This window comes from Acidovorax sp. JHL-9 (genome assembly GCF_000426205.1).
Lineage (GTDB): Bacteria > Pseudomonadota > Gammaproteobacteria > Burkholderiales > Burkholderiaceae_C > Acidovorax > Acidovorax soli.
This window is the reverse complement of record NZ_AUEX01000022.1, coordinates 15010-34971: the sequence shown is the minus strand read 5'-3', so window position 1 is coordinate 34971 and position 19962 is coordinate 15010. Positions and strand designations below refer to the sequence as shown.

The window sequence follows — 19962 nt, the reverse complement described above, 5'->3', positions numbered from 1 at the left end:
ATATCCTGCCAGACCATTCGCCGGACGTGCCATCAGCCAGCTTGGGTGTGATCACCCTCGACCTCTTGCCGCAACAGCGCCACCATGGCCTGCGCTGCCAGCGAAAGCGGCCGCCCGCGCAGCGTGATCAGCCCGATGGGCCGGTGCAGCACGGGCGCCTTGAGCGGGCGCGTGACCACCTCGGGCCTGCGCACCACCTGGGCGGCCAGCTCGGGCAGCGCGCTCACCCCCAGCCCCGCCGCCACCATGGCCGCAATGGTGGCCAGGTGTTCCACCTCGTAGCGGGGTTCAAAACGGATGCGGTGCGTCAGCAAGGCCTCTTGCGCATACTGCCGCACGCTGGTGCCTGCGGGCATGGAGATGTGGGGCAACTCGGCCACGTCGGCCCAGGCAACGGCGCCCCGCCCACGGGCCAGCGGGTGCGTGCGCGGCATCAGCAGCACAAACCGGTCGGACACCAGCGGGGCGTAGTCCAGGTCCGCATAGGCGGGGTTGGCGGCGGTGAGGGCAAAGTCCACCCGCCCGGCCCGCACCATGTCAAACGCCGGACCGGCCAGGCTGTCAAACAGCTCCATCTGCACGCCCGGGTGCTGCACGGCAAACCGGGCAAAGGCCCGTGGCACCGCCCCGGCCGCCAGCGACGGCAGGGCCGCCAGCGCAACGCGGCCCACCTGCAGCTGCGCCACCTCCTGCACGCGGCGCACGGTCTCGTCCATCTGGTGGCGCAGAAACCGCGCCTGCTCGGCAAACACCTCGCCCGCCAGCGTGAGCTGCACGGTGCGCGTGGTGCGCTCGAACAGGCGCACGTCCAGCATTGCTTCCAGCCGCGCCACCGTGCCCGACACCGCCGACTGCGACAGGTGCATCTGCAAGGCCGTGCGCCGAAAGCTCAGCGTCTCGGCCAGCGAGAGGAACACATCCACCTCGCGGGCAGACCAATTGATCTTCATAACCGATCAGTCTATCGAAAAAGACGTCTGGACCGCGCAATGCAGGATACCTAGACTGCGTTGCACGTCAGCACGCCAAAGCAAAAGACTGGAGACAAGATGGAAACAAGTTCGCCTCGCAACGCACACACCGTGGTGGTGGGCGGAGGCACCATGGGGGCCGATGTGGCCGTAGTTCTGGCGCGCGGGGGCGCCCACGTCACGGTGGTAGACCCCCACACCGACCGCCGCAACCGGCTGCTGCCCCACATTGCCCAGGAGCTGGCGACGGCCGGCCAGGCCACCCATGCCGGCCCGGTGCAGGTGTGCGCCAGCCTGCAGGAGGTGGACTGGACCGGCGTGGTGCTGGTGGTGGAGTGCATCACCGAGCAACTGGCCGCCAAGCAGCAACTGTTTGCCGAGCTGGAAGCCGTGGCGCCCCCCAACGCCGTGCTGGCCAGCAACAGCTCGGGCTTTCCCATCAGCGCCATTGCCCAGGGCCTGGCCACGGCGCAGCGCATGCTGGGCCTGCACTTTTTCATGCCCGCCCACCTGGTGCCCCTGGTGGAAGTGGTGCTGGGCGAGCGCAGCGACCCCGCCCTGGGCACCTGGCTGCACGCCTTCATGCGCGGCTGCGGCAGCGTGCCGGTGCTGGTCAAGAAGGACAAGCCGGGCTTTCTGGCCAACCGCATGCAGCACGCGCTGTCGCGCGAGGCGTTTGCGCTCATCGATGAAGGCATTGCCTCGCCCGAAGACGTGGACGCCGCCGTGCGCTTCGGCTTTGGCTTCCGCTTTCTGGCGGCCGGGCCGGTGCTGCAGCGCGACCATGCGGGCATCGAGATCCACACCGCAGCCGCGGCCACCATGTACCCCACCCTATCCAACGCCGATGTGCCCGCCCAGGCCCTGCGCGACAAGGTGGCCCAGGGCCAGTTGGGCATGAAAACCGGCAAAGGCTTCTTTGATTGGCCCGAAGACCGCAAGCAGGCCGAGCGCGCGCGCTACGACACGCTGCTGCGCCAGGGCCTGGCCCTGCTGGCCAGCGAGCTGCCCGCCATCGAGCCCCCTACGGACAACCCCTCGAACCACGGAGCCCGCGCATGAGTGCATCACCCGCCACTTCCAGCCAGTGGGCCGACCCGCTGATCGTGACCGTGGCGCCCAACGGCGCCTACAAGCAGCCTGCCGACCACCCGGCTGTGCCCATCACGCCCGCCACGCTGGCCGCCACCGCCAGGGACTGCCTGGATGCGGGCGCGGCCATGCTGCACATGCACATCCGCGATGCGCAGGGCCGCCACAGCCTGGATGTGGAAGGCTACCGCGAGGCCCAGCGCGTGGTGCGCCAGGCCGTGGGCGATGCCATGGTGATCCAGATCACCAGCGAGGCCGCCGGGGTGTACCAGGCACCGGCGCAGATCGCCATGGTCGAAGCCCTGCAGCCCGAGGCCGTGTCCATCGGCCTGCGCGAAATCGACAAACCCGAGATCGGCGAGGCCGGGCTGCAGCGCTTCTTCACCGGCCTGGCCCGGCAGCACACCATGGTGCAGGTCATCCTGTACGACGTGGCCGACCTGCGCCGCTGGCAGGCCTTGCGCGCCAGTGGCGTGGTGCCCGATGCGCCGTGGTTCCTGCTGTTCGTGCTGGGCCGCTACAGCGCGGGCCAGACCTCCAGCCCGCGCGACCTGTTGCCGTTTCTGAACGCCCATGACGGCAACGAGCCCTGGGCCGTGTGCGCCTTTGGTGCGGCAGAAAACGCCTGCGTGGCCGCCGCCGCAGTGTTTGGCGGGCATGCGCGCGTGGGGTTTGAAAACAACCTGCTGTGCAAGGATGGCAGCGTCGCCCCCGACAACGCCGCACTGGTGCGCCAGGCGGTGGAAGCCGCACAGGCCTTGGGTCGCCCGCTGGCCACCGCCGCGGACATCCGGCAGCGCTTTGGCGCGCACTGAGAGCCCCGTTCACTTCATCCATCGACATCAACCCGCAGCAGACGGGCTTTATCCATCCCCGCAGGAGACCGACATGCACCACCGCCACCGTTCCTCAGCCATGCCTCGCGCCACCCGGCGCACCGTGCTGCACGCAGCCTTGGCCGTCCCCCTGGCCCTGGGCCTGGCGGGCCAGGCCGCCGCGCAGGCGGCGGCCACCGCCTTCCCCAGCAAGACCATCCGCTTTGTGGTGCCCTACCCGCCCGGCGGCCCCACCGACCTGATGGCCCGCATGCTCCAGCCCGAGCTGCAAAGCCGCCTGGGCGTGCCCGTGGTGGTGGACAACAAGGGCGGCGCCGGTGGCAACACCGGCAGCGCCGAGGTGGCCAAGCAGGCACCTGCTGACGGCCACACGCTGCTGCTGGCGGCCAGCGGGCCGATGGCGGTGAACCCCTCGCTCTACGCCAGCATGCCGTTCAACCCGCTGACCGATCTGGCACCGGTGATCCAGCTGTCGGCCTTTCCGCTGGTGCTGGAAGTCCACCCCTCGCTGGGCGTCAAGACACTGGCCGAATTTCTGGCCCTGGCCAAGGCGGGCAAGCCGGTGCTGAGCTACGCATCCGCGGGCAACGGCACGCCGCAGCACCTGGCGGGCGAGCTGTTCAACACCACGGCCGGCGTGAAGATGGGGCACATCCCCTACCGGGGCGCAGGCCCCGCACTCAACGACCTGATCGGCGGGCAGGTGAACCTGATGTTCGACATCGTCGGCAGCTCCCTGCCCCACATCCAGGCGGGCAAGCTCATCCCGCTGGCCGTCACATCGAGCGAGCGCGCCAAGGTGCTGCCCAACGTGCCCACCATGGCCGAGGCTGGCATTGCGGGCTACCAGATCACGGGCTGGCATGGCATTGCGGTGCGCGCGGGCACACCGCAGGCCACCATCGACAAGCTCAACGCCACGGTCAACACGATCTTCAAGGAGCCCGCCTTCCGCGCCAAATGGGAAGCCATTGGCACGCCCGTGGTGGGAGGCAGCGCCGCCGACTTTGGCGCGCTGATCAAGGCCGACGCGCAGCGCCTGGGCAAGCTGGTGCGCGATGCGGGCGTGACGGTGGATTGACCACCGCCCGGCGGGGTGCCCTGGCTCAGTAGCCGCGCGCGGGGTTAACAATGCCCGCCACGGCCTCGCCCCGCTCCAGTGCCGCCATCTTGCGTGCGATCTGGGCAATGCTCTCCTCGCGCAGCGTGCGCGCCGAGGTATGCGGCGTGACGGTGATGCGCGGGTGGTTCCAGAACGGGTGGCCGGCGGGCAGCGGCTCGGTGCGGAACACATCGAGCGTGGCGCCCGCCACATGGCCGCTGTCGATGGCGGCAAGCAGGTCTTCGTCCACCAGGTGCGCGCCGCGCGCCACGTTGATGACGTAGGCCCCGGGCTGCAAACGGGCCAGCGTGTCTTGGTTGATCACGTTGGCCGTTTCGGGGGTGAGCGGCAGCAGGTTGACCAGCACGCGGCTCGCGGCCAGAAAATCGTTGAACTGGTCCGCTCCCGCAAACGCGCGTACACCCTCGATGGCCTTGGGGCTGCGGCTCCAGCCGTTGATCGGAAAGTCAAACTGCGCCAGCGCCTTGGCCACGCGCTCGCCCAGCACGCCCAGGCCCATCACGCCAATCGGGTATTCGCTGCGCAGGCGGGGCTTGCGGTAGCCCCAGCGGCCCGCCTGGGTGTCTGCCTCGTAGCCGTCGAACTCGCGGAAGTGGCGGATGACCGCGTGGCACACATATTCGGCCATCTGCACGGCCATGCCGGCATCGTCGAGCCGCACGACCAGGGCGCCAGGCGGCAGGCGCAGCTTGAGCAGGGCATCCACGCCCGCGCCGATGTTGAACAAGGCCTTGAGCGCCGGCTGCTCGTCCATGAACTGCTGGGGCGGTGCCCAGACCACGGCGTAGTCGGCCTGCGGGGCGCCGGGTTGCCACACGGAGATGTCAGCGCCGGGCAGCGCGGCGGCCAGGCCCTGGAGCCAGGGCTCGGCCTTGGTGTCGGTACAGCAAAAGGTGATTTTCATGGGGCCCAAGCGTAGCCGCATTGGGCACCCCGCGCTGTCACGCGCGGGGTGCCCCGATGGGTCTTACGCTTTCTCGGCCACCACGAGCTTGAGCAGCTCGGCCCCTTCGGCCACCTGGTCGCCGGGCGCGTACAGCAGCTCCTGCACCACGCCATCGGCCGGGGCGGCAATGGTGTGCTCCATCTTCATGGCTTCCATCACCGCCAGCGGCTGACCCTTGGTCACGGCATCGCCCGCCTTCACGGCAAACGAAACCACCTTGCCGGGCATGGGGGCCGTCAGGCGCCCGCCTTCGGCAGCCGACTCGCCGGAATGCGCCAGCAGGTCGATGGCGGTGATCTGGGTAGCGCCCAGCGGGGTGAAGACATGGTCCACCTCGCCTTGCGCATACACGGCTGCGCGCGTGCGCTGGCCGGCGAACTGCAGTTCGATTCCGTCGGGCTTTGCCGCAAACACCAGCGGACCAGCCACGGCGGCATCGCCCTCGCCGATTGCCAGGTGAAGACTGCCACCACGCTCGTAGGTCAGCCAGGCCTTGGCGTGCTCGCCACCAAACTCGAACTCAAAGCGGCGCTGCACCACGCCGTGCGTGTGGAAACCATCGCGGCGGCTGAACGGGTCCACACCTTCGCTGGCGCGCTCGCGCAGCAGGGTTTGCGCCACGGCCGCCGCGGCGGCCAGGGGCAGGCCCACGCTTTCCTGTTGGAACAGCACGGCCTGCTCGCGCGGGATGAGGGCGGTGTCGAGGCGGGCCTCGGCGAACGACGCGGTGCGCGCCACGCGGCGCAGGAACTGCACATTGGTCGCCAGGCCCACGATGTGGGTCTGCGCCAGGGCCTCATCGAGCCGCGCCAGCGCCTGTTCGCGCGTGTCGCCGTGCACGATGAGCTTGGCCACCATGGAATCGTAGAACGGGCTGATGGTGTCGCCCTCGCGCACACCGTCGTCCACACGCACATCGGCGCGCGCAAAGCTGCTGTGCGCCGGCTTGCGGTACACGTGGAGCGTGCCTGTGGCGGGCAGGAACTGGTTGTCAGGGTTCTCGGCGCAGATGCGCGCCTCAATGGCGTGGCCAGTGAGACGCAACTGGTCTTGCTGCAACGGCAGGGGTTCGCCGGAGGCGACGCGCAACTGCCACTCCACCAGGTCCAGTCCGGTGATCGCCTCGGTCACCGGGTGCTCCACCTGCAGGCGCGTGTTCATCTCCATGAAATAGAACTTCATCTGCTCGGGGTGCTCGTAGCCGCCCGGTTGCTCGACGATGAACTCCACCGTGCCCGCGCCCACGTAGTGCACGGCGCGCGCGGCGGCCACGGCGGCTTCGCCCATGCGGGCGCGCAATTCGGCAGTCATGCCGGGGGCGGGCGCTTCTTCCAGCACCTTCTGGTGGCGGCGCTGCACCGAGCAGTCGCGCTCGAACAAATAAACGCAATTGCCATGCGTGTCGCCAAACACCTGGATTTCGATGTGGCGCGGGCGCTGCACGTATTTCTCGATCAGCACCGCATCGTCGCCAAAGCTGTTGATGGCTTCGCGCTTGCAGGAGTCGAGCGCCGCCGCAAAGTCCTCGGCCTTGTCCACCGCACGCATGCCCTTGCCACCGCCACCGGCGCTGGCCTTGATGAGCACGGGGTAGCCGATGCGGTCGGCCTCGGCCTGCAGCAGGGCGCGGTCCTGGCTGGCGCCGTGGTAGCCGGGCACCAGGGGCACCTGGGCCTGCTCCATCAGGCGCTTGGACTCGGCCTTGAGGCCCATGGCATTGATGGCGCTGGCAGGCGGGCCTATGAAGACCAGCCCGGCATCGGCGCAGGCCTGGGCGAAGTTTTCGTTCTCGCTCAGAAAGCCGTAACCGGGGTGGATGGCCTGCGCGCCAGTGGCTGTGGCGGCCGCCAGAATGACTTCCCAGCGCAGGTAGCTTTCCTTGGGCGCGCTGCCACCAATGTGCACCGCCTCGTCGCAGGCGGCCACATGCTTGGCACTGGCGTCGGCATCGGAATACACCGCCACGGTTTTCACACCCAGGCGGCGGGCAGTGGCGGCAACTCGGCAGGCAATCTCGCCACGGTTTGCAATGAGGATCTTGTTGAACATGTTTAAGCCACCTTGGCTGAGCCAGAAAAGAAAGAGGAAAGGCGCCGCACCACGGCGTGCAGAAACTTGAACAGCACCACCAGCAGCAGCACCGAAGCGATCACCATCGCCACCAGCGCGATGCCGAACGCCACCGGGTACTGCGTGGCCAGCCACACCACGGCCACCACCAGGCCGTCCTCCAAGAACGACAGGCCCCAGTTGGAAAAAGGCTCGGGCGAGGTGTTGGCGGCCGCGCGCGTGGTCATCTTGGTGGCCAGCGCCGTGGCCGAGAGCGAGCCGCCCAGCAGCCCCGCCGCAATCGCCATGGTGGCGTTGTCGGCGCCAAACACACCAAAGGCCAGCGCCGCCCCCGCAGGCACGCGGATGAAGGCGTGCACGGCGTCCCAGGCACTGTCCAGCCATGGCAGCTTGTCGGCAAAGAACTCCACCAGCAGCATGAAGCCGCTGACCAGCAGCACCATCGGGTGCTGCAGCATGGCCAGGCCGGGTGGCAGGGGCATCCAGCCCAGCACGCCCATCATGCCGACCAGGAACACCACGGCATACAAACGAAAGCCGCTGGCCCAGCCCAGGGCGGCCGCCAGGGCCAGCAGGCTGGGCATGTCGAGTTGGGCGGTCGCCCTGGCCGCCGCATCGCCCACGGCCCGCGCGGTGCCGCCATCGACATGCAGCCCCAGCGTGTGGAGCCACTGCACGATGTGGAGCCAGAGGGTGTCCATGGCCTGCGGGTACCGATCAGCCCAACCAGTTTGGCTTGCGCTTGTTGAGGAAGGACTGCACGCCTTCCTTGCCTTCATCGCTGGCGCGGATGTCGGCAATGGCTTCCACCGTGGCGGCGATCAGGCGGGCGTTGATCTCGCGTTCTGCCACGTCCATCACCAGCTTCTTGCACACGCGCACGGCATGGGGACTGGCGCTGGCCAGGGCCTTGAGCAGCTCGTCCACCTTGGCGTCGAGCTGGACGGCAGCCACCACCTCGTGCACGAAGCCGATGCGCAGCGCCTCGGCCGCGCCAAAACGCTCGGCCGTGAGGAAGTAGCGGTGCGCGGCGCGCGCCCCCATGGCACGGATCACATAGGGGCTGATGGTGGCGGGGATGAGGCCCAGCTTGACCTCGCTGAGGCAAAAGCCCGCCGTATCCACCGCCACGGCCATGTCGCACGCGGCCACCAGGCCCATGCCACCCGCGTACACGTCGCCCTGCACGCGCGCGATCGTGGGCTTGGGGCACTCGTAGATCACGCGCAGCATCTCGGCCAGCTTGCCCGCGTCGGCGATGTTCTCGTCGCGCGTGTAGTCGGCCATGCGGCGCATCCAGTTCAGGTTGGCACCGGCGCAAAAGGCCGGGCCCTCGGCGGCCAGCACCACGGCGCGCACGCCAGCGCGTGCACCCACCTCGGTGAAGGCGGCGGTGATCTCGGCGATGACCTCGTCGCTGAAAGCGTTGCGCACCTCGGGCTGGGTCAGCGTGATGGTGGCGCAGGGGCCGTCGTAGCGGATGGAAAGGGCAGACATCGGTATTGCCTCCGGCTTACATGCGGAACAGGCCGAACTTCGTATCCTCGATCGGCGCATTGCGCGTGGCGGCCAGGCCCAGCGCCAGCACACGGCGCGTGTCGGCCGGGTCGATCACGCCGTCGTCCCACAGGCGGGCCGTGGCGTAGTAGGGATGGCCCTGGTCTTCGTACTGGCGGCGGATGGGGGCCTTGAAGGCTTCTTCTTCCTCCATGCTCCACTGGCCACCCTTGCCCTCGATGCCATCACGCTTGACGGTGGCCAGCACGCCGGCCGCCTGCTCGCCACCCATCACGCTGATGCGCGCGTTGGGCCACATCCAGAGGAAGCGGGGCGAGTACGCCCGGCCGCACATGCCGTAGTTGCCCGCGCCGAAACTGCCGCCGATGATGATGGTGAACTTGGGCACGCTGGCCGTGGCCACGGCGGTGACCATCTTGGCGCCATTGCGGGCGATGCCTTCGTTCTCGTACTTGCGGCCGACCATGAAGCCGGTGATGTTCTGCAAAAACACCAGCGGGATCTTGCGCTGGCAGCACAGTTCGATGAAGTGCGTGGCCTTCAGGGCTGACTCGCTGAACAGGATGCCGTTGTTGGCGATGATGCCGACCGCCATGCCTTCGATGCGCGCAAAGCCCGTGACCAGCGTGGTGCCGTAGCGCGCCTTGAACTCGTCGAACTCGCTGCCGTCCACGATGCGGGCAATGATCTCGCGGACATCGAAGGGCTTGCGCGTGTCCACGGGGATCACGCCATACAGTTCTTCTGCTGCAAATACAGGCGCCACTGGTGCTTTATCGGCAGGTGCTGGAACCTTGTTCTTATTCAAGTTTTGCACTGCGTTGCGCGCCAGCTGCAGTGCATGCATGTCGTTCTGCGCCAGATGGTCGGCCACACCCGACAGGCGCGTGTGCACGTCGCCGCCACCCAGGTCTTCGGCGCTCACCACCTCGCCCGTGGCGGCTTTCACCAGCGGCGGGCCGCCCAGGAAGATGGTGCCCTGGTTCTTGACGATGATGGACTCGTCGCTCATGGCCGGCACATAGGCACCGCCGGCCGTGCAGCTGCCCATGACCACGGCAATCTGCGAGATGCCCAGGGCACTCATGTTGGCCTGGTTGAAGAAGATGCGGCCGAAGTGGTCGCGATCCGGGAAGACCTCGTCCTGGTTGGGCAGGTTGGCGCCGCCCGAATCCACCAGGTAGATGCAGGGCAGGCGGTTCTGCTGCGCCACTTCCTGCGCGCGCAGGTGCTTCTTGACGGTGAGCGGGTAGTAGGTGCCGCCCTTCACCGTGGCGTCGTTGCACACGATCATGCAATCGACGCCACTCACGCGGCCGATGCCCGCGATCAGGCCGGCGCCGGGGGCGTCGTTGTTGTACATGTTCAGCGCGGCCAGCGGCGCCAGTTCGAGGAACGGCGTGCCGGGGTCCAGCAGCATCTGCACACGCTCGCGCGGCAGCAGCTTGCCCCGGGCCACATGCTTGGCGCGCGCGGCGTCACCGCCACCCTGGGCGACCTTGTCGAGCTGGACGCGCAGGTCATCGACCAGCGTTCGCATGGCGGTGGCATTGGCCAGAAAATCGGCCGAGCGGGCGTTGAGTTGGGTGTCGAGAATGGTCATGCTGTGGTGCTCTGGTTGCGCTCCATCCATGGGTCTTGCCGGGCGGCACCCATGGCGATACGTATCTTGAACTTTCGCATCCTGTCTGTCACCGCCATCGTGCCCCCGGCGCCAACAGGCTGGCGGTTATTCTGCTTTCCGGATTGCACACCGCCGCAAACAGTGGGTAGCGCCCCGCAAGCATAGAAGCCTGGCACCGCGCCGGGTTGCCACAAAGGTTGCAAATCGTGCCACGAATGCGGCACACTTTGCGGCGTGAAATCCCTTGACCCTACCGCAGACTCCCGGCAGAAGCCGTTCGCTGTCGCCAGCGCCCCGGCCGCTACCCCCATTGCGTTCGTGCGCGCAATTGCGCTGGCTTACGAACGCCGTGGCCTGAGCCCCGCCCGCGCCCTGGACCAGGCACAGATTGCGCCGCAGCTTCTGGAAGACGACCACGCCCGCATCACTGCCTGGCAGATGGAGCAGGTGTCGGACACCGCCATGCAGGAGCTCGACGACGAGGCCCTGGGCTGGTTCAGCCGCCGCCTGCCCTGGGGCAGCTACGGCATGCTGGCGCGCGCGTCCATCAGCGCCCCCACGCTGCAGGTGGCACTGGCCCGATGGTGCCGGCACCATGGGCTGCTGACCGACGATATTGCGCTGCAACTGGGCACCGAGGGCGATACCGCCACCCTGGCCATCACCGAAGCCCGCGACCTGGGGCCGCTGCGCGAGTTCTGCCTGGTGTCCATGCTGCGCAACGCACTGGGCCTGTCGTGCTGGCTGGTGGATTCGCGCATTCCGCTGCTGTCGGCGCAGTTGGCGTTTGCGGCGCCCGCGCATGCCGAGGCGTATGGCGTGCTGTTCCGCGCGCCCGTCACTTTCAGCGCAGCACCCACGGCCGTCACCTTCGACGCCCGCTACCTGGCCCTGCCCCTGCGACGCGATGAGGCGGCCCTGCGCCAGATGCTGCAGCACGCCCTGCCGCTGACGGTGCTGCAATACCGGCGCGACCGCCTGCTGGTGCAGCGCGTGCGCCAGCTGCTGGGGGCGCCGCAGAGTGTGCCGGGCGCGCACGCCGCCACCGCCCTGCCCCAGCACAGCGCTGACACCCTGGCCCACCTCCTGCATGTGTCGCCCCGCACGCTGCACCGCCAGCTCAAGGAAGAAGGCGCCACGCTGCAGGGCCTGAAGGATGAGGTGCGCCGAACCCGCGCGGTAGAACTGCTGCACCGCACCCAGCGCCCCATCAAACAGGTGGCCGAGGCGGCGGGGTTTGTGAACGAGAAGAGTTTTATCCGGGCGTTTCGGGCCTGGACGGGGCAATCGCCAGCGGAGTTTCGGAGGCTGGTGCGGGTATAGGGGGATACGGGACAGGTGCACTGATACTCAGTCGTCACATGCATAGTGCAGAGCCTTTGGCAATCTCGAGGCCGACCCACCCTGCCGGTCGACCCGCATTTGCCATGGAGCTGGGCCGAAGTGGGAAATAGACAATGAAGCTAAGCCAAATCGAGTGTTTTATTGCGGTGGCGAAAGCCGGTCACTTCGGCAGAGGTGCAGAGACCATTCACCGTTCCCAGCCCCCTGTCAGTCGACAGATACGGCTGCTTGAAGAGGAGCTTGGCGTGGAGCTGCTCGCCCGCAAGCCCACCTGTGTTGAGTTGACTGTGGCCGGAAAAGCATTCTTGCTCGAAGTCGAGCAAGGCATGCGTCACCTGGCCAGTGGTGTGCGCGCCGCCAGAAATACTGTGCGCCCCCAAACGGCGAAGCTGCGGATCGCCACCACCCCGAGCGTCATGCTGGGAATATTCTCTGCCGTGCTGGCGAAATTCCAGCGGCGCTTTCCAGAGTATGGCTTTGACCTGATCTCCGCGGACAAGAGTTCGCAGGTGAGCATGCTGCTGGAAGGAAAAATAGACGTGGCAGTCGTGCGATCCCTCACCCATGCGCAAGGCATATCCGCCATACGTTTGATCAATGAGCCCATAGCAGCGGCATTGAACTCCGATCATCCTCTCGCCACTCGCAGCCAGCTTGAAGTCAAGGATCTCTCGCCATTTCCGCTCATCATTTACACCGGTCGATTTTCACCGAGTGTGGCGGACCAGCTGATAGAGCTTTGCAAGAAAGCCGGGTTCATCCCGGAGGTTCAAGCTGAAGCCGCAGATATGCAAAGTGCGGCGTTCATGGCCTCGCTGTCCTCGGGCATCGCACTGGTCGCCGCGTCGCTGCAAAACATGGTCACCCCGAATCTGGTGTACCGGCCCGTGCTCCTGGAAGCGGAGCCTGTCACCATGCCGCTTTACCTCCTGCATCGAGAAGGAGATAAAGCGAGGAGCCTGCATGATTTGATTGCCTGTGCGACGCGAGATGATTGATGGCGGTTCAGCTGGGCTGGATGCCCAGTTCAGGAATGCGTTGCTTCCAGAAACCGCGATCGGCTTTCACCATGGACGAAAACTCCTTGCGCGTCATTTTGAGCGGTTCAACCCGGATGCTGGCAAAGCGCTGGATGAGTTCGGGGTCGGCCCAGGCTTTTTGCACGGCGTCATTGACACGATCGATGGCCGCATCGTTCAAGCTGGCGGGCGCCAGCAAGCCATACCACCACCGGATCTTGTATTCCGGCACGCCGCTTTGGGCAATCGTCGGGACGCCCGGCAGCAGCGGGGATGCTTCGGTCGCAGCGACTGCGAGAGCTTTCAACCTCTTGGCAGCGATGAAAGAGCTGGCCGAAGTGGAGCTGTCAAACATCATGTCGATGCGGCCTGCAATCAGGTCTGTGACAGCTGGCGCCGAGCCCTTGTAGGGCACATGTTGCACATCGATGCCGGCCTGGTGCATGAACAATGCTGCCGTCAAATGCAGGGACGTTCCATTGCCCGCGCTCCCATACGTGAGCTTGCCCGGATGCCTCTTGGCATAGCGAATCAGATCGCCCAGATTGTTGAAGGGCGAATCTGCAGGAACCACCACCACGTTCGGCACCACGCCAATGGAAGCAATGGGCTTGAAGTCATCCAGTGGATCGAATTTGAGGCCTGCGTTCAACTCGGGATAAAGCGTATGGCCCATCGCCGTCATGAGCAGCGTGTGCCCATCGTTGGCGCGCAATACGGACTCGGTGCCCAGAACACCCCCGGCACCTGGCTTGTTCTCGATGATGACGGCCTGCCCCAGAGATTCCGTCAGGTTGGGGGCCATTGCGCGGATCATGGCGTCGATGGCGCCCCCGGGCGGAAAGGGCACCACAATCCGCACGGCCTTGGTCGGCCAGTTCACGGTCTGGGCGGTTGCCGGCAGCGGCATCAGTGGGGCCACCGCCCCACAGAGTGCCATGCAGAGTAGGGAACGCCGTGCTGTTTTCATCGTGTTGTCTCCTGGTTTTTTGGGGTCGAATCAATGGACGGCCATTAATGCATCAACGGCCACTCCACCGCGGTCATGGAGGATGACTGGGTTCACATCGATCTCGCTGATCCAGTGGGCGTTGGCTGCAATGGTGCGGGAGACCTTGACCACCATGTCTGCGAACGCCTCGATGTCACGCGCCATCGCTCCGCGAACGCCTGTCAGCAGGGGGTAGAGTTGCAGCTTGGCAAGCTTTTCAAGCACCTCATTGCGACCCACGGGTGCCTGGCTGACCGCTACATCCTTCAGCACTTCCACCCACACCCCGCCAAAGCCGTACACGACCATGGGGCCGAACTGAGGGTCCAGGCGGGCGCCGATGATCATTTCGGTTCCCGGCTGCACCATGGGCTGCACCGAGAACTTCAGGGCTTGGCCTTGCGGCAACAGCGATCGGCATGCGGCCTCGATTTCCCTGCAGGCCTGCTCGACCGCCCGGGCGTCTTTCAGGTTGAGCTTGACGCCACCCACGTCCGTCTTGTGGGGGATCTGTGCTGCATCGACCTTGATCACCACAGGGTATCCAATGGCCTCTGCGGCTTCGACGGCGCTGGCTGCGGAGCCCACGCAGATATCCTCGCTGACCGGGAAACCGAGTTGACCCAGAATGCCCTTGGCTTCGCGTTCCGACAGTGTTTTGCTTCCCTCCTGAGGGCGAATTGCAGGCACCGCGAACCCGTCCAGCACCTCCTGCTGGCGCTCAGCGCCCAGGGATTGGCGGCGCTGGTGGTAATCCGCCCACGCGCGGTGTGCGTGCATGCATCGGTCCAATGAGCGGAACACCGCCAGCGAGTCGCTGCGGTCGTACACGCCAGATCCCACCCCTTCGTACCACTCATTCATCCATACCAGCGACAACGGAGTTTCGATTCGCCGTGCGAGGTCCACCAGGGCTTGGGCGCGACCAATCGCCGCCTGTCCATGGGCAGATGGCATCAGGACGATGACGCTGGAGAACTGCGGGTCTTGGGCAAAGATCTGGACACATTCCTGGTACATCGATGGATCTCTGATCGATTCAGCCGTCACGTCCGCTGGATTGGCAATGGCTGCGAACGAAGGTAGCCGGGCAGCAAGCTCCCGCCGGGTCTTTTCCAGAGGGGCCGGCAGTTTCAGTTGGTAAGCGTCAGCCTTGTCCGCCGCCATCACGACAGATCCGCCCGACCCGGAAATGATGCCTATCCCATCCCCCTGGGGTTCCTGATGGCCATGGCGCGCAAAGAACACGGCCGTCTCCAGCAGCGCTTCGAATGCGTGAACCTGGATCGCGCCGGCCCGGTAGAAAACTGCCTCATAGGCGGCCTGGTCTCCAGCCAGCATCCCCGAATGCGAAAGCGCGGCGCGTTGACCCGATGTGCTCGTCCCAATTTTGTAAACGACTACCGGCTTGCCGGCGATGAAGGCATTGTGCAGGGCGGCGGCAAAGCGCTGGCCGTCCGGAATGCTCTCGAACAGCAAGGCTATCGCCTTGGTTGCCCCATCCTCGATCAGATAGTTGATCAGGTCTGCCAGATCCACGTCACAGGAGTTTCCTGTCGAGATCAATTTGCTGAATCCCACTCCGCGATGCATGGCTTGCAGCACCACGTAGCCCAGAGCGCCGCTTTGGCCAATGACGGCCACATCGCCGCGGACCATGGGCAGATCAACGATGCTGGGCAAGATGTTGCACGCCGCACCGGTGTGCACATTGACGACACCGGTGCAATTGGGACCCAGCAGCCGAATACCCAATGCCTGCGCCTGCTCGACCAGCCGAGCTTGCTTGGCACGGCCCATGTCGTTGCCCAGGTCGGAGAAGCCTGAGGAGAAGACGATGGCGTTCTTGATGCCCGCCTTCGCTGCGTCTTCGAGAACTCCGGGCACCAGGTCCGCCGACACCGCAATGCCAAGGCAATCCGGCACCTGAGGCAATTCGCATAGCGAGGCGAAGCAGCGCCTGCCTTCGATGCCACCGCTGGCGTACTGCGGATTGACGGGATAGACCTCGCCCTGGAAATGCTTGACGAGGTTGCGGACAACTGCTCCGCCAAACGACCCTGTCTTGGGGGAGGCGCCGACCACGGCAACGCTTCTCGGGTTGAGAACAGGCTCAAGGAAATGCATTGTTTGCGAACCCTTTTGACATGCGACTCGAACCCGTGATTCAGACCCAGGCCCGCTTGAGCCAGCGACCGCCGTCTACCGAGAGGTCGCAGCCGGTGATGAAATTGCCGGCCTCGGACGCCAGATAGACGGCGGCATTGGCAATGTCATCGGTATGCCCGAACGAGTCCAGGCAGAGCCGGTCAAGCTCCTTCTGCGCCTGGCCACGGTCTTCATACAGGCGCTTCACGCCTTCCGTGTTGGCGATGGGGCCGGGCAGGATGTTGTTGACCCGGATGGCGTATGGCCCCCACTCCACCGCCAGGGACCTGGTCAGCGCGGTGACGCCTGCCTTGGCCGAGGCCGCATGCGCGCTTCCGGGCCAACCCGAGGCTGCCTGGGCGAGCGAGATATTGATCACGCGGCCTCCCCATTTCGACTGCTGGAGGCCGGTCAGGCTGGCATGGCAGAAGTTGAAGGTTCCATGGAGGTCGATATCCACGACTGCGCGCCAGCCATTGGGGGAGAGCGCTTCAAATGGGCAATGGAAGTTGCCGGCGGCGTTGTTGATCAGGACATCGATGCGGCCGAACTGCTGCATGACCTGATCAACGAGGGCCGTCGTGCCTTCGTAGCTCCGCACGTCGGAGGCAAAGGCAAGTACCCCATTGCCGTGCGGTTCGAGTTCGGCCTTGGCGTGGGCCAGCTTCTCGGCATCCCTGCCGACCAGCACCACATGCGCACCGAGCGCCTGATAAGCGGCCGCCATGCCGAATCCGAGTCCCGAGCTTCCGCCCGTGATGATCGCGACGCGGTCCTGCAGAACATCATCCTTGAAAACACTCGAGGTCGTCATAGCCATCCATGCGCTGTAATGGCTCTGACTCTAGAGACCCGCCCGCCCGGGGTGATCTAACGTTGCGCAGACCGTGATTCAAAAATTGAATCACCAGACCCAGGGGGCAATCGCCTGCGCAGAATCAATGACCTCAACCGATCGCGCGGTGTCCGCCGCGAAGGCCCTGGAGCAGAGTCAACACCGTGCCCCTGTTTCTGTTGGTAAATGGGGCAATCGGCCTTGTTCCTCGGCATGGGCGCAATGATGGTCCCTTCGACCCCAATCCCATCTCGCCACTGCGCCAAGGCGTGCTTGAGCCTGTTGACGATCTCCCAGGGGTCGCGCAGCGGTCTTTGCGCGATGGGATGCAAGGCGCGGTGTGCGGCGCCAATAGCTCCGCTCTTGGCAATCGCCGCAGCGCAGCAGACCGCCCGCAAAGACCACTGCGCCAAGGCTTGGAGCGGAATCGGGCGATTGGGCGGCTCCAGAGATTGGTCACAATCCGCCACAGACGCATCTGCCAAGAACAACACCCAGCTTGCCCGAGCGAATCCGCCGCCATGCTCCACGCCCACCACCGCGTCAGCCCCCGCCCGCGTACGACATCTGATCCTGATTGCCACAGAAATCCCACGCCATGATCTCCATCGACGACCACACCACCATCGCCGACGCTTTCCTGCGCGCCGCTGCCGCCTACGGCCCGAGCAGCCTGCTGGCCGTGCCCGCCAACCCGGCGCGCAGCTACGACCCGCAGGGCCGCGAAATCAGCTATGCCGAAGCGGCCGCGCAGGTGCAGGGCCTCGTGCAGCGCTACCGCGCCGCCGGCTACGGCCTGGGCCACCGCGTCGCCCTGTTTCTGGAGAGCCGGCCCGAGCACATGCTGCACAAGCTGGCGCTGAACAGCCTGGGGGTGTGCGTGGTGCCCATCAACCCCGACTACCGCCCGCGCGAGCTGGCCTATCTGATCGACCATGCGCGCGTGGACCTGGTCCTGGCGCTGCCCACGCGCCTGCCCGCCGTGCAGGCCGCGCTGGCCGAGGCGCGCCACCAGCCGCCCGTGGCCACGGCGGGGGATATGGAAAGCGAGACGGTTGCGCTGCCGGCGCCAGCACGGCCCGCACAGCCCGGCGCCCCCCAGGCCGACACGCCCGCCAGCATCCTCTACACCTCGGGCACCACCGGCCAGCCCAAGGGCTGCGTGCTGTCGCACCGCTATGAGCTGGCGGCCGGCGACTGGTATGCGCGCCGGGGCGGCATGGCGGCCATCCGCGAAGGCCAGGAGCGGCTGTACAACCCGCTGCCGCTGTTCCATGTGAACGCCTCCATCCTGTCGTTCTACTGCATGCTGCTGACCGGCGGCTGCCAGGTGCAGACCGACCGCTTTGCCCCCTCGCGCTGGTGGCAGGAGGTGTGCGAGAGCCGCGCCACCATCGTGCATTACCTGGGCGTGGTCGTGCCCATGCTGCTGGCCCAGCCGGCCAGCCCGCTGGAGCGCGCGCACCGCGTGCGCTTTGGCTACGGCGCCGGTGTGGAGCCGCAGCTGCACGCGCTGTTCGAAGAGCGCTTTGGCCTGCCACTGGTCGAGCTGTGGGGCATGACCGAGATCGTGCGCGTCATCTCCGACCACCACGCACCGCGCCAGGTGGGCACGCGCGCCTTTGGCCGCGCCGAGCCCGGACTGGAAGTCTGCGTGGTGGACGAAGCAGGCGTCGAGGTGGCCGACGGCCAGCCCGGCGAAATGTGGGTGCGCCACAGCGCCGCCACGCCGCGCAAGGACTTCTTCAGCGGCTACCTGGACGACCCCGAGGCCACCGAGGCCGCCTGGCGTGGCGGCTGGTTCCACACCGGTGACATCGTCACGCGCGACGCCAGCGGCATGCTGCGCTTCATGGACCGGCGCAAGAACATCATCCGCCGCTCGGGCGAGAACATTGCCGCCGCCGAGGTCGAGGCGCTCTTGCTCACCCACCCGCTGGTGCACCAGGCGGCCGTGCTGGCCGTGCCCGATGCCGTGCGCGAAGAGGAAGTGCTGGCCTGCGTGGTACTCGACCCCGCTGCGGCGGCGGACGTGGCGCACGGCGACGCGGCGCGCACCCTGCAGGATTTCTGCCTGCGCGAGCTGGCTTACTACAAGGCGCCGGGCTGGTGGTCGTTTGCCGACGAGATCCCCACCACCGGCACGCAGAAGATACAGAAGCACCGCATCTTCCCAGCCGGCAGCGACCCGCGCACGCTCGCCGGCATGGTGGACCTGTGCGCGCGCAAGAAGCGGCCGGTGGGGTGAGCGCTGCGTATCAAAAAAGAGAGCTCCCAACGCAGTCAGCACTCCACCTCGGCCGCGCACGGCAGGTGGTCGTGGCACGGATCGCCCACCGCACCGACCAGCGCCTCGAATGCGAACCCGCGCCGCGCAAGGCCTCCAGCACACGCTGCGCCTGGGCCATCACCTCGGGGCCGATGCCCTCTCCGGGCAGGAACGCGATGCGTGCCACGCTCAGTCTTTCACCGCACCGGCCTTTTGCACCAGGGCACCGTGCTTGGCCAGTTCGGTCTTGAAGAATGGCTCGGTCTTTTCCGGCGACATATCCACGGGTGCAATGCCCTGGGCGGCCAGAATGTCCTGCACCTCTTTCAGCGCCAGCGTGGTGCGCACATCCTGGTAGAGCTTTTGCACCAGGGGCTTGGACAGCCCCGCCGGCCCGATCAGCGCCAGCCAGGCATCGAAGCTGTAGTTCGGCAAGCCCGACTCGGCCAGCGTGGGCACATCGGGCAGCACCGTGGAGCGCTGCGTGGTGGACACACCCAGCGCCCGCAGCTTGCCGGCCTTGACATGTGGCGCCGCCGCCGTGACCGACAGAAAGGCCAGCTGGATCTGCCCGCCGATCAGGTCGGTTGTCAGCGGCCCGGTGCCGCGGTAGGGTATGTGGGTCAGGAAGATGCCGCCTTCGCTTTTCAGCAATTCGGCCGCCAGGTGCAGCACGCTGCCATTGCCCGCCGAACCATAGTCCACCTGCCCCGGATGGGTCTTGGCATAGGCCACCAACTCCCGCAGGTTTTTGACGGGCAGGGTGTTCGTCGCCACCAGCACCAGAGGGACTGTGCCGACCACCGTGATCGGCGTGATGTCCTTGAGCGAATCGAAGGGCATCGTCTTGTAGATCGCCGGGTTGATAACGTGGTTGGACGACACCAGCGCCAGCGTGTTGCCGTCCTTGGGCGCACGCACCAGCTGGGTGGTTCCCGACACGCCGCCGGCACCCACGAGGTTGTCCACCACCACGGGCTGGCCAAGTGCCCGCGCCAGGGGCTGGCCCAGCGCCCGCGCCAGCGTGTCCACGGTGGAGCCCGTGGTCAGCGGCACGATCAGGCGCACGGGCTTGTCGGACTGGGCCTGCGCCCAGGGCATGGCTGCCGCCAGCGCGGCGGCCAGGACGGCCCGCCGGCCCTGAAGAATCAATGCGTTCATTGTTGTCTCCTGTCG

At 66.4% G+C, this 19962-nt stretch carries 16 protein-coding genes; 6 read left to right on the top strand and 10 right to left on the bottom strand.

Annotated elements, in window-relative coordinates; genetic code table 11:
- Positions 1-32: 32 nt before the first annotated feature.
- A complete protein-coding gene (locus tag K225_RS0114135; protein WP_026437027.1) occupies positions 33-950 on the bottom strand; it encodes a LysR family transcriptional regulator in 918 nt (305 codons plus the stop codon).
- Between the two features lie 99 nt (positions 951-1049).
- Here K225_RS0114135 and K225_RS0114130 point away from each other — a divergent pair, with 99 nt between their 5' ends.
- The 3 genes from K225_RS0114130 to K225_RS0114120 all read left to right on the top strand — a co-directional run bounded on the left by K225_RS0114130 (position 1050) and on the right by K225_RS0114120 (position 3980).
- Positions 1050-2033 carry a 3-hydroxyacyl-CoA dehydrogenase family protein gene (locus K225_RS0114130; RefSeq protein ID WP_026437026.1) on the top strand — a complete coding sequence of 328 codons (984 nt, stop codon included), beginning with the start codon at positions 1050-1052 and terminating at the stop codon, positions 2031-2033.
- Positions 2030-2878 carry a 3-keto-5-aminohexanoate cleavage protein gene (locus tag K225_RS0114125; protein WP_026437025.1) on the top strand — a complete coding sequence of 283 codons (849 nt, stop codon included), beginning with the start codon at positions 2030-2032 and terminating at the stop codon, positions 2876-2878. Before K225_RS0114130 ends, K225_RS0114125 begins: the two co-directional genes overlap by 4 nt.
- 73 nt (positions 2879-2951) lie before the next feature.
- Positions 2952-3980 (top strand): tripartite tricarboxylate transporter substrate binding protein, encoded by a 1029-nt coding sequence (locus K225_RS0114120; RefSeq protein ID WP_034712776.1) that lies wholly within the window; start codon positions 2952-2954, stop codon positions 3978-3980.
- Positions 3981-4005: 25 nt separating this feature from the next.
- On the opposite strand, the gene K225_RS0114115 is transcribed toward K225_RS0114120, so the two are convergent.
- The 5 genes from K225_RS0114115 to K225_RS0114095 all read right to left on the bottom strand — a co-directional run bounded on the left by K225_RS0114115 (position 4006) and on the right by K225_RS0114095 (position 10159).
- Positions 4006-4926 (bottom strand): glyoxylate/hydroxypyruvate reductase A, encoded by a 921-nt coding sequence (locus K225_RS0114115; protein ID WP_026437023.1) that lies wholly within the window; start codon positions 4924-4926, stop codon positions 4006-4008.
- Between the two features lie 63 nt (positions 4927-4989).
- Positions 4990-7017, bottom strand: a complete 2028-nt coding sequence (locus K225_RS0114110) for an acetyl/propionyl/methylcrotonyl-CoA carboxylase subunit alpha (RefSeq protein ID WP_026437022.1) — start codon at positions 7015-7017, stop codon at positions 4990-4992.
- Between the two features lie 2 nt (positions 7018-7019).
- Positions 7020-7739, bottom strand: coding sequence for a DUF4126 domain-containing protein (locus K225_RS0114105; RefSeq protein WP_026437021.1), 720 nt, complete (start codon positions 7737-7739; stop codon positions 7020-7022).
- Between the two features lie 16 nt (positions 7740-7755).
- Positions 7756-8535, bottom strand: coding sequence for an enoyl-CoA hydratase/isomerase family protein (locus K225_RS0114100; RefSeq protein ID WP_026437020.1), 780 nt, complete (start codon positions 8533-8535; stop codon positions 7756-7758).
- Positions 8536-8551: 16 nt separating this feature from the next.
- On the bottom strand, positions 8552-10159 hold the full coding sequence (locus tag K225_RS0114095) for a carboxyl transferase domain-containing protein (protein WP_026437019.1): 1608 nt from the start codon (positions 10157-10159) through the stop codon (positions 8552-8554).
- Positions 10160-10414: 255 nt separating this feature from the next.
- Here K225_RS0114095 and K225_RS20850 point away from each other — a divergent pair, with 255 nt between their 5' ends.
- Positions 10415-11503: an AraC family transcriptional regulator gene (locus tag K225_RS20850; RefSeq protein ID WP_051248965.1), complete on the top strand. Its 1089-nt coding sequence runs from the start codon at positions 10415-10417 to the stop codon at positions 11501-11503.
- 134 nt (positions 11504-11637) lie between these two features.
- Positions 11638-12522 carry a LysR family transcriptional regulator gene (locus K225_RS21485; protein ID WP_026437018.1) on the top strand — a complete coding sequence of 295 codons (885 nt, stop codon included), beginning with the start codon at positions 11638-11640 and terminating at the stop codon, positions 12520-12522.
- 7 nt (positions 12523-12529) lie between these two features.
- Here the strand turns inward: K225_RS21485 and K225_RS0114080 are convergent, their stop codons facing one another.
- From K225_RS0114080 to K225_RS0114070, 3 genes are all read right to left on the bottom strand, one after another.
- Positions 12530-13483, bottom strand: a complete 954-nt coding sequence (locus K225_RS0114080) for a tripartite tricarboxylate transporter substrate binding protein (RefSeq protein ID WP_162143895.1) — start codon at positions 13481-13483, stop codon at positions 12530-12532.
- Positions 13484-13543: 60 nt separating this feature from the next.
- On the bottom strand, positions 13544-15619 hold the full coding sequence (locus K225_RS0114075) for an acetate--CoA ligase family protein (protein ID WP_026437016.1): 2076 nt from the start codon (positions 15617-15619) through the stop codon (positions 13544-13546).
- An 82-nt stretch (positions 15620-15701) separates the two neighbouring features.
- Positions 15702-16496, bottom strand: coding sequence for an SDR family oxidoreductase (locus K225_RS0114070; protein ID WP_034712770.1), 795 nt, complete (start codon positions 16494-16496; stop codon positions 15702-15704).
- A gap of 619 nt (positions 16497-17115) precedes the next feature.
- Here K225_RS0114070 and K225_RS0114065 point away from each other — a divergent pair.
- Complete coding sequence (locus tag K225_RS0114065; protein WP_026437014.1) at positions 17116-18765, top strand: AMP-binding protein; 1650 nt, start codon at positions 17116-17118, stop codon at positions 18763-18765.
- A gap of 210 nt (positions 18766-18975) precedes the next feature.
- Here the strand turns inward: K225_RS0114065 and K225_RS0114060 are convergent, their stop codons facing one another.
- Entirely contained in the window at positions 18976-19947 is a 972-nt protein-coding gene (locus tag K225_RS0114060) for a tripartite tricarboxylate transporter substrate binding protein (protein ID WP_026437013.1), read from the bottom strand.
- Positions 19948-19962 lie beyond the last annotated feature (15 nt).